The organism is Kitasatospora sp. NPDC056651, from assembly GCF_042792155.1.
Taxonomy (GTDB): Bacteria; Actinomycetota; Actinomycetes; order Streptomycetales; family Streptomycetaceae; genus Kitasatospora.
In genome coordinates this window covers 11,711-25,453 of sequence record NZ_JBHTWX010000029.1, presented here as the reverse complement: position 1 = coordinate 25,453, position 13,743 = coordinate 11,711, and the positions used below count along the sequence as shown (strand labels likewise).

At 75.8% G+C, this 13,743-nt stretch carries 12 protein-coding genes; 6 read left to right on the top strand and 6 right to left on the bottom strand.

Annotated features, from left to right (window positions below):
• Positions 1 to 106 precede the first annotated feature (106 nt).
• The 4 genes from asnB to ACFRAR_RS14195 all read left to right on the top strand — a co-directional run bounded on the left by asnB (position 107) and on the right by ACFRAR_RS14195 (position 5,725).
• Positions 107 to 1,981 (top strand): asparagine synthase (glutamine-hydrolyzing), encoded by a 1,875-nt coding sequence (gene asnB, locus ACFRAR_RS14210; protein ID WP_380698231.1) that lies wholly within the window; start codon positions 107 to 109, stop codon positions 1,979 to 1,981.
• Positions 1,978 to 3,057 (top strand): PrpF domain-containing protein, encoded by a 1,080-nt coding sequence (locus ACFRAR_RS14205; RefSeq protein ID WP_380698229.1) that lies wholly within the window; start codon positions 1,978 to 1,980, stop codon positions 3,055 to 3,057. Before asnB ends, ACFRAR_RS14205 begins: the two co-directional genes overlap by 4 nt.
• Positions 3,058 to 3,308: 251 nt before the next feature.
• Positions 3,309 to 4,097, top strand: coding sequence for an SDR family oxidoreductase (locus ACFRAR_RS14200; RefSeq protein WP_380698227.1), 789 nt, complete (start codon positions 3,309 to 3,311; stop codon positions 4,095 to 4,097).
• Between the two features lie 56 nt (positions 4,098 to 4,153).
• Positions 4,154 to 5,725, top strand: coding sequence for a class I tRNA ligase family protein (locus tag ACFRAR_RS14195; RefSeq protein ID WP_380698225.1), 1,572 nt, complete (start codon positions 4,154 to 4,156; stop codon positions 5,723 to 5,725).
• 131 nt (positions 5,726 to 5,856) lie between these two features.
• Here ACFRAR_RS14195 and ACFRAR_RS14190 read toward each other — a convergent pair whose 3' ends face one another.
• On the bottom strand, positions 5,857 to 7,431 hold the full coding sequence (locus tag ACFRAR_RS14190) for a serine protease (RefSeq protein ID WP_380698223.1): 1,575 nt from the start codon (positions 7,429 to 7,431) through the stop codon (positions 5,857 to 5,859).
• Positions 7,432 to 7,557: 126 nt separating this feature from the next.
• On the opposite strand from ACFRAR_RS14190, the gene ACFRAR_RS14185 reads away from it, so the two are divergent.
• Positions 7,558 to 8,256, top strand: a complete 699-nt coding sequence (locus ACFRAR_RS14185; RefSeq protein ID WP_380698221.1) for an RNA polymerase sigma factor — start codon at positions 7,558 to 7,560, stop codon at positions 8,254 to 8,256.
• Positions 8,253 to 9,386, top strand: a complete 1,134-nt coding sequence (locus tag ACFRAR_RS14180; protein ID WP_380698219.1) for a CU044_5270 family protein — start codon at positions 8,253 to 8,255, stop codon at positions 9,384 to 9,386. The genes ACFRAR_RS14185 and ACFRAR_RS14180 overlap by 4 nt, the downstream gene beginning before the upstream one ends.
• 10 nt (positions 9,387 to 9,396) lie before the next feature.
• On the opposite strand, the gene ACFRAR_RS14175 is transcribed toward ACFRAR_RS14180, so the two are convergent.
• The 5 genes from ACFRAR_RS14175 to ACFRAR_RS14155 form a co-directional block, all read right to left on the bottom strand.
• Positions 9,397 to 9,855, bottom strand: coding sequence for a Fur family transcriptional regulator (locus ACFRAR_RS14175; RefSeq protein WP_380698217.1), 459 nt, complete (start codon positions 9,853 to 9,855; stop codon positions 9,397 to 9,399).
• A gap of 122 nt (positions 9,856 to 9,977) precedes the next feature.
• A complete protein-coding gene (locus ACFRAR_RS14170; protein WP_380698215.1) occupies positions 9,978 to 10,886 on the bottom strand; it encodes an NADP-dependent oxidoreductase in 909 nt (302 codons plus the stop codon).
• 105 nt (positions 10,887 to 10,991) lie between these two features.
• Positions 10,992 to 11,996: a LuxR C-terminal-related transcriptional regulator gene (locus ACFRAR_RS14165; RefSeq protein WP_380698213.1), complete on the bottom strand. Its 1,005-nt coding sequence runs from the start codon at positions 11,994 to 11,996 to the stop codon at positions 10,992 to 10,994.
• A gap of 177 nt (positions 11,997 to 12,173) precedes the next feature.
• Positions 12,174 to 12,749, bottom strand: a complete 576-nt coding sequence (locus ACFRAR_RS14160; protein ID WP_380698211.1) for a class I SAM-dependent methyltransferase — start codon at positions 12,747 to 12,749, stop codon at positions 12,174 to 12,176.
• A 294-nt stretch (positions 12,750 to 13,043) separates the two neighbouring features.
• Positions 13,044 to 13,544 (bottom strand): GNAT family N-acetyltransferase, encoded by a 501-nt coding sequence (locus tag ACFRAR_RS14155; RefSeq protein ID WP_380698209.1) that lies wholly within the window; start codon positions 13,542 to 13,544, stop codon positions 13,044 to 13,046.
• Positions 13,545 to 13,743: the final 199 nt, after the last annotated feature.

Sequence of the window (13,743 nt, the reverse complement as noted above, 5' to 3'; positions counted from 1 at the left end):
CCGGCGTCCCGGGGCACAACGGAGAGCGCGTGGCGTGCACCGGCCATGGCGTCAGTAGGCCATGGCAAAGATTTGGGAGAGCAAAACCAGCGAAGGGGTGTGCTCGATGTGCAGGATCTTCGGCCGGCTGGGAGAAGGCCCGGCCACCCGGGTCGACCGGGCCGACCTGGCCCGGGTCGCGGCCCGCCAGCGGCACGGCGGGCCCGACCGGCAGTCCGTGCTCGCCGGGGACGGCTGGGCGCTCGGCTGCAACCGGCTGGCCGTCACCGACCCTCGCGGCGGCGACCAGCCCTACCGGCTCGGCCACGCCTTCGAGGGCGGCATCCTGGTCGTCTTCAACGGCGAGATCTACAACCACGCCGAGCTGCGCCGCCGGCTGCTCACCCGCGGCCACCGGCTGCCCGACCGCTGCGACGGCTCGGTGCTGCCCGCGCTGTACGCCGAGTACGGCCCGGCCTTCGTCGAGCAGCTGGACGGGATGTACGCGGTCGCGGTGCTCGACCTGCGCGCCGAGGAGCCGGAACTCCTCATCGCCACCGACCCGTTGGGTATGAAGCCGGTCTACTACCATCTGGGCGCGGACGGCCTGGAGTTCGCCTCCGAGCTGCCCGCGCTGCTCGCCTTCCCGACCGTGCGGCGGGAGCGCTGGGAGCCCGGGCTGGACCGCTACCTGCGCTACCGCACCCCGCTCGGCGAGCGCACCCTGTACCGGCACGTCCGGGTGCTTCCGCCGGCCGCCGTCGCCCGGTACTCGGTGTCGGGCGGGCTGCGGATCTCCCGGCGGGAGGCGCCGGCGGAGGTCGGTGCGGGTGTCGGTTCCGGCGTTCTGTCCGACGGTCTGTCCGGAGGTCTGTCCGGAGGTCTGTCCGGCGTCCTGGACGAGGCGGGCGCCGGGCGGGACACCCTCGCCGCGCTGCACCGCGAGGTCGGGCGGCTGGCCCGCGCCGACGTGCCGGTGGCCGTGGTCGCCAGCGGCGGCCTGGACTCCGGGCTGGTCGCCGCCCTCGCCGCGCAGACCCTGCCGGACCTGCACACCTTCACCCTGGTCCACCCCGGCCACTGGCCCGGCGACGAGCGCCGTCACGCCGCCGAGGTCGCCCGGTACTGCGGCGCCGTCCACCACGAGGTCGAACTGGACCCGGCCGACCTGCCCGACCTGCTGCCGCGCACCGTCGCCCACCTCGGCCAGCCCAACGCCGACCCGATCACCGCCTCCACCCACGCCCTGTTCGCCGCCGTCCGGGCCGCCGGCTTCACCGTCGCGCTCACCGGCGACGGGGCCGACGAACTGTTCGGCGGCTACGACCGCATCCGCACCGCCGTCGCCACGCCGGCCGGGCGGCCGTGGGCCGGGGCGTACCTGGAGGAGGTGGCGGCGGTGCCGACCGCGCTGCGGGAGCGGCTGTACACCGCCGACTACCGGGCCGAACTGGACGCCGACCCGGGGGCCGACCCGGGGGCCGAACCGGGCGCCGAGGAACCCCCGTTGAGGGAGGAGCCCGACCGGATGGCCGCCATCTGGCGCTTCGAGACCGGCCTGCGGATGCCCGCCTACCACCTGCGCCGGGTCGACCACCTCAGCATGGCCTCGGCGGTGGAGGTGCGGCTGCCCTACCTCCAGCCCGCCGTCCACGGCCTCGCCCACCGGCTCCCCGGGCACCTCAAGGTCTCCGGCGGGCGGGTCAAGAAACCGCTGTACGCCGCCGCCCGGGGGCTGGTCCCGGACTCCGTGCTGCGCAGGCCCAAGCAGCCGTTCACCCTGCCGGTCACCGCCATGCTCGCCCCCGGGCAGCCGCTCGCCGCCTTCGCCCGCGACGTGCTGGCCCCGGACCGGGTGCGCCGGGACGGGCGGCTGCGCGCCGAGCGGGTCACCGCGCTGCTCGACCGGCGGGCGGGTGTGCCGGAGGACACCGCAGCCCGCGCCGTCTGGGCGCTGCTGGTCCACCAGCTCTGGGCGGACGGCGAATCGGCCCGGCATTGAGCGACGCACCCCTGGTCGGACCGCGCGTGGTGGGCCACCTCGCGCGGGCGCTCGGCGCGCCCTGCCCGACCCTGGTCCTGGACGCCGCCCTGCTGCCCGCCGACGAGTGGCGGCTGCGCCCCGCCCTGGCCGCGATCCGCCGCCAAGTCGGGGGCCAGGTGATGAAGTTCGCGCTGATCTCCCGGTCGGCGGAGCCGGGGTGGGACCTCGACTACCGCTTCGTCCAGGGCCTGCCGGGCCGGGCCGAGCGCTTCGACTTCGGCGCGGCCTGCGGGCACTCCGGGCTGGCCGCCGCGCTGGTCGCCGAACTGCTGGGCTGGGTGGGGCCGTTGCGGCGGCCGGGCGCGTCGGTGCGGCTGCGCGGTCAGGGCGGCGCCCTGGTGGTCGAGGCCGCCGGGGCGTCGTCCGCCGGGGAATCGTCTGCTGGGGGATCGACTGTCGGGGAGGGCGAGTACACGCTGCACTACGAGCCGGAAGCGGACCCGGAGTTGCTGCCCACCGGCCTGGCGTACGAACCGCTGCGGACGGACGCGGGCGAGGTCGGCGCCTCACTGGTCTCGTTCGGAAACCCGTACGCCTTCGTGGCGGCCGCCGACCTCGGACTGCGCGGCAGCGCCGAACTGTTCGCCGCCGACGCCCGGGTGGCCGCCCGGCTGGCCCCGATCCGCGCGGCCGCCGCCGCCCGGCTCGGTCACCCCGCCGACGGCGCCCTGCCCAAACTCGCGCTGGTCGGCGCCGCCGAGCCCGCCGGGCTGCCCGTCCGCGCCCTCACCGCCACCGGCTGGCACCCCGGGCTCGCCCTCACCGGTGCGGTCTGCCTCGCCGCCGCCCTCACCCTCCCCGGCACCCTGCCGCACCGCCTCGCCGGCGCCGCCGGGCCGTCCCTGCCAACCCCCGCCGGGCCGTTCCTGCCCACTCCTGCCGCGCCGCCGCTGCTCACCCCCGCCGGTCCGGTCACCGCCACCGCCGTCCGGGCGGCCGGACGCCTCGCCCGGGTGACCGTCCCGCACAAGCGGGCCCGGGTCCTGGGCCGGGTCGTCCTGGCCGGGGGCCGGCCCGCGGCCGAGGCCGCCTGAGACCCGGCGCGGGCCGGTCCCGCGCGGCCCCGGGGCCCGCCGGCCGTCCACCCGTGGCGGCCACACGCCACGGCGGGGGCACGCCGTGGTCAGGGCGCCATCGGGGCCGGACGGGCTGGAACGATGGGTCGTACGCGGTGTCGCGCCGCGCGGTGCCCGATTGCTCCGGGGCCCCGTCCCGCCCTTTTTCACGCGCGCCGCAGGGCTGCCGCCGTGTCCGCGTCCGGCCGCACGACAGAAGGAACGTGCTCATGAGATTCCACAACCTGAGGGTCGTCGTCACCGGCGCGTCCCGTCCGTTCGGCCGCTCCCTGGCGGTGGGCTTCGCCCACCTCGGGGCCGAGGTGTTCGTGTCCGCGCGGACCAAGTCCGCGGCGGAGGTGGTCAGCGGGCAGATCGAAGGCGTGGCGTGCGAACGCATCCACACCTTCGGCTGCGACCTGAGCAAGCCCACCGAGATCGCCCGGTTCGCCCGCCAGGTGGGCGAGTTGACCGACCGCGTCGACCTGCTGGTCAACAACGGCGCGCGCTGGCTCGGCGGCGTCGCGCTGGACGACGCCTCCGACGAGCAGATCGTCGAGACGATCGGCGCGACCGCCGGTGGCACCGTGCTGATGGTCAAGCACTTCCTGCCCCTGCTGCGGAACTCCCCGCGGCCCGACATCGTCAACATGGTCTCGGTGTCCGGCCTGGACACCGACGACGGCTCGCCCGCCCACGACGCCTTCCACGCCGCGAAGAGCGCCCAGGCCGGGTTCGCCGACGTGCTGGCCCGGCGGCTGCGGCCGTCCGGGGTGCGGGTGATGTCGCTCTACCCGCCCGACTTCTCCAGCTCCGACCCGAGCGCCGCCGAGTGGGACGGCGCCCACCACGGCACCCACCACGGCGCCCAGCAGGGCACCGGTGACGGCGCCCGCCCCGGCACCCGCCACAGCCCGCGCGAACGGCTCACCGCGCAGGCCCTGTTCGACTGCCTCGCCTTCGCGGTCGACCAGCCGAGGGACTGCTTCATCCGGTCCTTCCACTTCGAACCCCGATGACGGGGCGGAGCGAGCGAACGACGACGGGGGCAACCCGACGGCAAGGAGGCCCGTCCATGACCACCACACCCATCCGGATCACCGCCACCGCGCCGGTGCCCAACGGAGAACTGCACGTCGGCCACCTGGCCGGCCCGTACGTCGCCGCGGACGTGCTGCGGCGCTTCCTGCGCGCGGACGGCCGTCCGGTACGGATGAGCAGCGGAATCGACCAGCACCACACGGCAGTGCGGCTCTGCGCCCTGGTGCAGGGGCGCAAGGCCGAGGAGGTCGCCGACGGCTACGGCGAGAGCATCACGGTGGACCTGCAACGGGCCGGCGTCGAGTTCGACGCCCTGCTGCACCCGGACCGCGAACCCGGCTACCGCACCCACGTGCAGGACCTGCTCGCCCGACTGCACGCCGACGGAACGGTGGTGGCGCGCAGCCGGCTGCTGCCGTACTGCCGGCCCTGCGAGCGCTGGCTGCACGGCGTGCTGGTCACCGGCGGCTGCCCGTACTGCGGCGCCACCTCGGGCGGCAACGTCTGCCGCTCCTGCGCCCGGCCCAACGACTGCGGGGACCTGCTGCGCCCGCTCTGCGTGCTCTGCGGCACCCCGGCCGACCTGCGCCAGTACCGGCGGCTCTACCTGCCGCTGGAGGCGCACCGCGACGCGCTGCTCGACCACTGGGCGGCCACCCCGATGGCGCCGCGGCTCGCCGTGCTGTGCGAGCAACTGGCCCGGGACGGCCTGGCGGAGGTCGCGGTCAGCCACCCGGCGGACTGGGGCGTGGAGGTGACCGCGCCCGGCTTCGAGGAGCAGCGGGTGGACTCCCGCTTCGAGGCCGTGGCCGCGCACCTGCTGGCCGAGGACGGGCAGCCGGACGGAGTGCTCCAGTTCTTCGGCTTCGACCACGCGCACCTGCGGCTGGCCCTGCTCCCGGCCCTGCTGCTGCACCTGGGCCGGCCGGTGCCGGTCGGCCACCAGGTCAACGAGGCGTACCGCTTCCTGGGCCGCCGGATGTCCACCGGGCAGCGGCACGCGGTCTGGGCCCTGGACGCCCTCACCGAGGGCGGCTCGGACGCGCTGCGCCGGCACGTGCTGTCGCAGCGGCCGGTGGGCCGCCCCACCGACTTCACACTGGAGGGGCTGGACGGCTCCCGCCAGGTGCTGGAGGAGGAGTGGAACCCCTGGCTGGTGCGGCTGTTCGCCGACCTGCGGGAGGACTGCCACGGCAGCGTCCCGGACACGGCACCCGGCGGCGCCGGATGGGCCCACCTGTGCGAGCGGCTGTCCGTCACGGCGGCCGAACTGCGCGTCGCCTACCGGCCGGAGAGCTTCGACCCGCGCCGCGCCGTCGCCCTGCTGGACGAAGCCGTCCGGCTGGTGGGCGAGTTCCAGCTGGTCAACGCGTACGAGCGGGACCGAGCCGACGACCAGTCCCGCCACCGGGCCGCCCTGGTGGCCCAACTGGCCGTCGCCCGGGCCCTGGCCGCCTGGGCCTGGCCCGTGATGCCCGAGGGCGCCACCCGGCTCGCCCGCGCCCTCGGCGACCGGCCCGGCGCGCCGATCACCCCGGACACCCTCACCCCACCCCTCCCGGGCACCCGCCCGACCCCACCCACCGGCCCGGTCTTCGGCTTCTGACCGGGGCCCGCTCCCTGAGCGGGCCCCGCCCCCGCCGGCGCATCATCCGGTCGTCGGCTTCCTCCGCTCGCCCTCGGGGGGTGACGCGCGGTCTTCCGCGTCTCGCCGCCTTCGACGGCCGCGGAGCAGGGTCACCGGGTGCGGTAGGCGTCGGTGATGGTCTGGTCGAGGGTGTTGCCGTCGGCGTCGGTGAGTTCGGCGCGCAGGGAGACGCCGGTGCCCGCCGCCGGGTTCCGGACGGTGACGGCGCCCGACTCGACCGGGAGCCGGGTCCAGGAGGCGCCGCCGTCGGTGGACGCGGAGACGGTCAGTGAGCGGACGCGGCCGTCCGCGGCGGCGCCCTGGACGGTGACCGGGACCCGGACGGCGTTGCCGGCCGCCGCGGTGCCGGTGGGGTCGAGCTCGGGGGAGAAGCGCACCACGCTCACCGGGAGCGCGGTCGGGCCGCTCGTGGTGGCCGAGGCGAAGGTCCAGGAGGCGGTCACCCGGGTGGTGGCGCCGGCGGCGGCCTTGCGGGTCACCGTGGTGGCCAGGCGGTAGGAGCCCGGCGCCGGGGGCACGGTGAACTCGCCCTGTCCGGGCGTGCCGGAGGCCGCGCCGACCAGCGCGCCGTCGCGGTACAGCGAGGTGTAGGCGGTGTCGAAGGACGGGGCCGAGGGCGCGTGGCCGTCGCCGTCGGCGAGCAGCGGGATGTCCGCGGTGATCCGGTCGCCGTCGCGCGAGACGGCGGGGCGCTCGGTCAGCGCGGGGCCGAAGACCGGGCCGTCGAAGGTCCGGGTGGTGGTGGCCCCGGCCCGGACGGCGACACGCTCGGTGGTGTAGGAGTTCGGCGCGGACTCGTCGGCGCGGGGGGCGGTGTAGCCGACGTCCCAGCTACCGCGTTCGGGTGTGACGACGAAGGTGGCGGTGCCGGGCGTCGCCATGCTCCGGGAGATGCCGATGGACGCCCCCTCGGAGGGCTGGAAGCTGAGCAGGCCGATCCCCGCGCCGCCCGGTCCGGCGGCGCCGCGGACCCTCAGGGTGGCCAGCTCCGGCGCGGAGTACTGCCGGGTGAGCCCGGTCAGGGCGCGGCTGCCGGAGAAGGTCGGGCCGAGCAGGTAGTCGACGCTGTCGGTCTTCCAGTTGACGTCGAACCACTGCTTCACCGCCCCGGCCTCGGTCTCCGGCCCCAGGTGGGCGACGCGCAGGTTCGGCGACCCGTTGGCGACCTCGACCGTCCTGGTGGCGCCCCCGTGGGTGACCGAGACGAACATCGCGCTGTGCACGAAGGCCGCGGAGCCGTCCGGCGGCCGGACGGAGACGGGGGCGGTGGTCCGGGCGTCGACGGTGACGGTGGTGTCGTGGTCGAGGTCCAGGCGCGGCTGGACGATCCAGTCCGTCCAGATCGTGCCGCCCGGTTCCAGACCCGAGGCCAGGGTGCTGTCCAGCAGGTACCGGCCCTTGGGCAGCCGTAGGGTGGTGACGCCCGAGGGGGCTTCCGGCCGGACCGAGGTGTCCGCGCCGGGGCCGGAGATCCCGGTGACGTTGGTGCGGTACGGCGCGGTCGGCCGGCCGTCGCGGTCCAGGTGCCTGATCGTCAGGGTGTACGTCTCCGGCTCGGCGGCGAAGGCCGCGCCGCCCCAGGCGGGTGCCGCGCCGCCGACCAGGGCGACGGTGGCGGCCAGGGCCCGGAGGAGGTTGCGGCGGGGGAGGGAAGTAGCGGTCATGCTTCGTACTGCTCGGCCGGGCACCGGAGTTCCTGTGATCCGGGTTACACCGGGGCGATGGCGGCTGTGGCGCAGGTCACCGGAACCCGGGCGGCCGACCGGGCAGGGCAGGGTGTGGAAGCACTCATGAGAACGCGTCTTCGCCGTGGCGATCCGGACGCCCTGGGCGAGCTGTACGACGAGCACGCCCAGGTGTTGTACCGCTATGCCCTCCGGGTCACGGGCGACTGGGCGGAAGCCGAGGACGTCGTCTCGACGACCTTCCTGGAGGCCTGGCGAAGCCGGGAGAAGCTGCACCCGGACGGCGACGGCCTGCGCCCGTGGCTGCTGGGGATCGCCACCAACACCATGCGCCGCAACGCCCGGGCCCGCCGGCGCCGCGACGTCGCGCTCGCCCGGCTCCCGGAGCGGGGGGCGGTCCCGGACTTCGCCGACGACCTGGTCGCGCACCTCGCGGACGTCGAGGAGCTGCGCGCGGCGCACCGCGCGCTCGCCCGGCTCCGGCGCCGTGACCGGGAGGTCTTCACCCTCGTGGTGTGGGCCGGACTGGACTACGCGAGTGCGGCGGAGGCACTCGGCACGCCGGTCGGCACCGTCCGCTCGCGGCTGTCCCGGGCCCGCGCCCGGCTGCGCGAGCTCACCGAGGTCGAGGCGAGGGCCGAGTCGAGGGCCGGCGTCAAGGCCAGGGCCGGCGCCAACGCCAAGGCCGACGCTCGGGCCGGGAAGCCCCGCCCGGCGGACGGCCGGTCCGCCCGAACCACCGCCCTGTCCGTACCCGGCCGCCTCTCCGCACTCCGGCCGTCGACCCAGGAGAGCCACGGATGAACGCCACCCCACGGCGCGGCACGCAGGATCCGGCCGAGGCGCCCGAGCGTCGCGAACTCGCCGAACTGCTGCGCCCGCCGACGGTGCCCGGCCTGGCCGCCGATCGCCGAGCGCTGTTGCGGGAGGAGCTGTTGCGCGAGGCGGCGGCGCTCCAGCCGCATCGGGCCCCGGAGCGGCGTCCGGCTTGGTACCGCAGTCCGGTCCGGATCGCGGTGCCGGCGCTCGCCGCCGCCCTGGCGATCGTCGGCGCCGTCGTGGTGGACCTCAACGACCCGACCCGGCAGGGACGTTCGGCGGCCGGGGCCGGCGCGGCCGGCGCCTCCGAGGCGGCGCTGCTCCTCGACCGGATCGCCCTCGCCGCCGCCGGATCGGAGCAACCCGCCGTCCGCGCCGACCAGTTCGTCTACATCGAGAGCACCGTCGCCTACGCGGCGCAGAGCGCCGGGGGAGGCCCCGTGACGATGGCGCCCGCGCACACCAGGCGGGTGTGGCTGTCCGCCGACGGCAGCCGCCCGGGTCTGCTGCGCGAGGAGGGCGGGCCCGACACCCCGCTCCGCGAGGACGGGCCGGTCCTCCACCTCGACCAGCGGGGTGCGGCGCCCCGGCCCGGCTCCGCGCGCCCCGGCGGCCCGTCGATCGGTGACCCGACCCACGCGTACGTCGCCTCGCTGCCCACCGATCCGGACGCCCTGTTGAAGCTCATCCGGGACGAGACCCGGGGTGGCGCCGGGGGCGCCGAAGGGCGGGACCAGCGGGCGTTCACGGCCATCGGCGACCTGCTGGCCGAGACCTGGGCGCCGCCGCAGGTCGGTGCCGCGCTCTACCGGGCCGCGGAGCGCATTCCCGGCGTCACGGTCGTTCCCTCGGCCACCGACGCCGCCGGGCGTGAAGGCGTCGCCGTGGCCCGTACGGCGCACGGGCGGCAGACGCAGTGGGTGTTCGACCGGACGACGTACGCGTTCCTCGGTGAGCGCACCGTCGTCACCGGAGCCGGAGCGGAAGTCGAAGCCGAAGGCGGGGCAGAGGCCGGAGACGCCGGGCCGGCGGTCGGGACGGTGCTCGGCAGCTCCGCCGTCCTCACCCGGGCCGCGGTCGACCGGGCCGGTGAACTCCCCCCGGCACCACGGTGATCGAGGCCGGTCACTCCGGGCGGCGGACCCGGCAGTCGGGGCACTCGCCGTGGAAGACCAGCTCGGTGTCGTCGACGCGCCAGCCCCGCAGGCCCTTGCGGGGCGGGGCGGGCGCCTCGGCGTCCACGTTGGCGACCCGGCCGCAGCGGGTGCACAGCGCGTGGTGGTGCGGGGGGCCGGAGAGCTCGAACACGGCGGTGCGGCCCGGGCGTTCGAACTTCCGGACCAGCCCGGTCTCCAGGAAGTTGCGGAGCATCTCGTAGACGGCCTGGCTGGTGAGCGTGCCGAGGCGCTCACGGGCGGCCTCGGTGATGGACTCGACGTCCTGGTGAGGTTCGGCCGCGAGCAGCTGGAGGACCTCCAGCCGGGGGCCGGTCACCCGCAGCCCCACGTCCCGGAGTTGGCGGGCCGCCGCCTCGCGGTGCGCGGCCAGGCTCTCGCGGTCCGCCGTCAGGGTCTCGCGCGCCATCAGCCCCACCCCCCACAGGTCGACCAAAGATTTGGTTCCATCGTACCTTGTGGTGGACCACGAGAACCCGGCCCGGGCGGGCCGGGTGTCCGGCCCGCCCGCACGAGGCCGGACGCCGACGGTCAGAAGGTCACGACGATCTTCCCGGCCAGCCCGCCCGCCCGGAAGCGGTCGTGCGCCGCCCGGATGTCCTGGAGGCCGTAACTCGCGTGCACCCGCGGCCGCAGCGCCCCGGCGTCGACGAGCGCGGCCAGCTCGGCCAGCCCGGCGCCGTCCTCGCGCACCTGGTGGACGGTGGTGCGCACGCCCCGGGCCGAGAGGTCCGGGACGGGGCCGGCCTGGGTGGCGATCGACGCGTACCGGCCGCCGTCCGCGACCGCCTCCGTGACGAAGGCCCCGAAGGTGTCGAAGACCGCGTCGTAGCCGCGGGCCGGAAAGGCGGCCGGGTCGGTGGAGACCAGGCCCGCACCGTGCTCGCGGGCGAAGGCGGCCTGTTCGTCCCGGGAGACCAGGGCGTCGACCTCGACGCCGCGCGCCCGGGCGATCTGCAGGGCCAGCCCGCCGACGGCGCCGGCCGCGCCGGCGATCAGCAGCCGCTGCCCGGCGGCGACCGCGAGCCAGTCCAGGGTCTGGAGCGCCGTCAGTCCGGGCAGCGGCAGCGTGGCGGCCTCGACCAGGCTGACCGCCCGTGGCGCGACGGCGACCGCCTCCTCCGGGAGCACGACCAGGTCGGCCCAGGTGCCCCGGGCGGTGCCGAGCTGGTGCGACATCGCGATGACCCGGTCCCCGGCGCCCAGCCGACCGCCGTCGCCGCCGTCGACCACGACGCCCGCCAGGTCCCAGCCGAGCGTCATGGGCAGCGGGGGAGCGCCCTCGCCGATGGCCCCCTCCCTGGTCTTGTCGTCGACGGGGTTGATGCCGCTCGCCACCGTCCGCACCAGCACCTCCCCGGGGCCGGGCACGGGCCGGGGAACCTCGACGAGGTCGAGGACATCAGGGGTGCCGAAACGGTCGATCTGTATGGCGCGCACGGAGAGCCCTTCGGTCGGTGACGTCTGACGCCCCGTGGAACCCCGTTGTCGATCAAGGGATTCCCGGCCCCCTGGCCAGGGCGCCGGCGGCCGCGGCCGCGCCGGTCAGTCCAGCCAGCCGAGCTTCGCCGCCCGCACGCCCGCCTCGAAGCGGCTGGAGGCGCCGAGTTCCTGCATCACCTCGGAGAGCAGGCGGCTGAGGGTGCGCAGCGAGATGCCGAGGGAGCGGGCGATCTTCTCGTCCTTCATGCCCGCCGCGAGCATCCGGATCGCGGCGTGCTGCTGGTCGGTGAGGCGGTCGCTGCCGTGCTGGTACTCCTCGGTGCGGCCGAGGACGGCGGAGGTGTGCCAGCAGTAGTCGTAGAGCGCGGTGTAGGAGCGGACGAGGGCGGGGCCGCGGGCCAGGATGGCGCCGGAGTCGAGGTCGTCCGGGTCGATCGGGAGCAGGGCGAGGCGGCGGTCGCTGAGGATCATGTTGAGCGGGACGACGGCCGCGAGCCGCACCTCGACGCCGAGTTCGATCTGCCGCTGGAAGAAGTCGGCGAGCGCCGGGACGGAGAGGAAGCGCTGCTGGTAGATCGCCCGGACCCGGGCGCCGGCCTCGATCAGCCGGCGGTCGCGGTCGAGGCCGGCGGTGAGGAACTCGCCGGTGGGCAGGGCGCCCGGGTGCATGGAGGCGATCTCGGTGCGGACGGTGTCGGAGAGGCCCTCCAGGGTCTGTTGGACGCTGCTGCTGCCGGTCAGCACCTCGACCTCGACCTCGGAGGGCACCGCCACGCCGCCGCGCAGGTAACGCCGGGTGAGCTCCTCGACGGCGGTGTAGGCGAGTTCGGTGCGCTGCTGGCGGGCGCGCACCTCCTGGGCCTCGCGGGCGAGGACGCGCAGCAGGGCGACCTCCGGGTCGACCGCGGTGACCTGCGCGTCCTCGTCCGGTCCGGTGCCGCTGATCAGTCCGAGGGATTCCAACTCGGCCCAGCACTCGGCGGCCTGGGGGCCGGAGAGGCCGAGTTCTCGGGTGAGTGCGGAGAAGTGGTGGGAGCCTCGGGCCCGGAGTGCGCGGTAGACGGACAGTGCGTGCTCGGAGGATTTTCCTCCGGTCGATGTCGCCATTGCCGCCCCCTCGCGTCACCCCTGGGAGGCATGGTACCTGAGGTTCCGTTACGTTCCGGAAACACAACGTCAGTGCCGGGAAGGGGTGTTCACCGCGCGTGCGGGGGGAGGTGTGCGGACCTGGCGAGTGGCTCTCGGGGGCCGGCGGACGGTTCTCGGGGCCCCGGCGGACGGATCTCAGGTGCGACGGGCGCAGAGCAGGAAGGTGCTGGAGGCGCCGTCGGGCAGCGGCCGGCGGTCGCGGCGCACGGTGCGCAGCCCGCAGGCGCGCAGGTCGGCGGGCGGGGTGAGGCCGCGGTGGTCCGGGGCGATCCAGTCGAGGGCGAGCAGGCCGTTCCTGGTCAGGTGGCCGGCGAGCTGCCACAGCAGTGGCGCCCTCACCTGCTCGGGGAGTTCGAGGATCAGTCCGCCCGCGAGCATGACCAGGCCGTAGCGGCGGCGCAGGGTGAGTTCGGTGAGGTCGGCGCGGATCGCGGTGACCCGCCCAGGGTGGCTCTCGGGGAGGGTGGCGGCCCAGCTGCGCAGCCGGGCGAGCCGGGCCGGGTCGCGGTCGACGGCGTCGACGTCGAAGCCCTGGCGGGCGAGCGGGACGGCGAAGCGTCCGGAGCCCGCGCCGAGGTCGAGGACGGGGCCGCGGGTGGCGCGGGCGGCGCGCAGGTAGTCGAGGATGTCGGCGCCGTGCGGGAGGGGTTCGGCGGTGGGGCGCGGAACGGTCCGCAGGGTGCCGGCCGGGCGGGCGGTACGCAGCAGCATGGCTCCTCCGGGAGCTGAGGGTCTGCCCGAACGGGCAGCTGGGGGCGGTGCGTTCATTCTGCGCCCGGAGTGCGTGCCGCAGGAGTGGTGGCGGCGGCGTGTTCGCGCCGCGGCCGGTGGACGCCAAGGGTGCTGCACCGGATGCCCCGGATACCCCCACCCCGTACGGGGAACTGGTCCGGTGCCGGTCCGGGCGTCGCGGCGGATACCCCCCTGGGTGGCGGAGCCGGCCCGGGTGGTGGCCCGGAGTACCGTCGGCGGACCCTCGGGGTATACCCCCGCCCTGTATCCGGGTCAGAGGGTGCGGCGCAGTCGGATGCCGGTGCCGGAGGGCTGGGCCTCACCGTCGGCGACGAAGCCGTGCCGGGTGAGGAAGGGGGCCGAGGGGTCGTCGGCGCCGTGGGTGCTCACCCACTGGCGGGTCGCGCCGCGGGCCCGCTGCTGCTCGGTGAGCGCGTCGAGCAGGCCGCTGCCGATGCCCCGGCGCCGGTGGTCGGTGGCCACGCACAGGGTGTAGACCTCGCCGGATCCGACCGTGGCGATGCCCCCGGCGGCCACGCCGACGACCTCTCCGGCGTGCTCGGCGACCAGCCAGCCGAGCCAGCCGTCCCCGGCGCCGGAGCCGGAGATCTCGACGGTGATCCGGCTGACGGGGCAGTAGGTGGCGATCAGGTGCTCGGTGCGCTGGCCGCCCAGGTACTCCGCGTAGTCGTGGCGCCAGCAGGCCGCGAGGAGCCGGGAGATGGCGGCGGCCTCGGCCGGGCGGGCCGGGTGCAGTTCCACCGTGGATTCCATCGTTCGGTCCTCATTTCGACGCGCGGGGGTTCGGGAGGCCAACGGCAGTTCGGGAGGCCAGTAGAGCGGAGGCCTATGGCGAAAGCAAGTCAGGCCCGGACCAAGGGAGTTCTGCGAATTTACTTAGGAAACGGATAGCCGGATGCCTGGTCGCGGGCGGTGTGCCCGGCCGGGCGGGGTCCGGTCCGCCGCCCCTCCC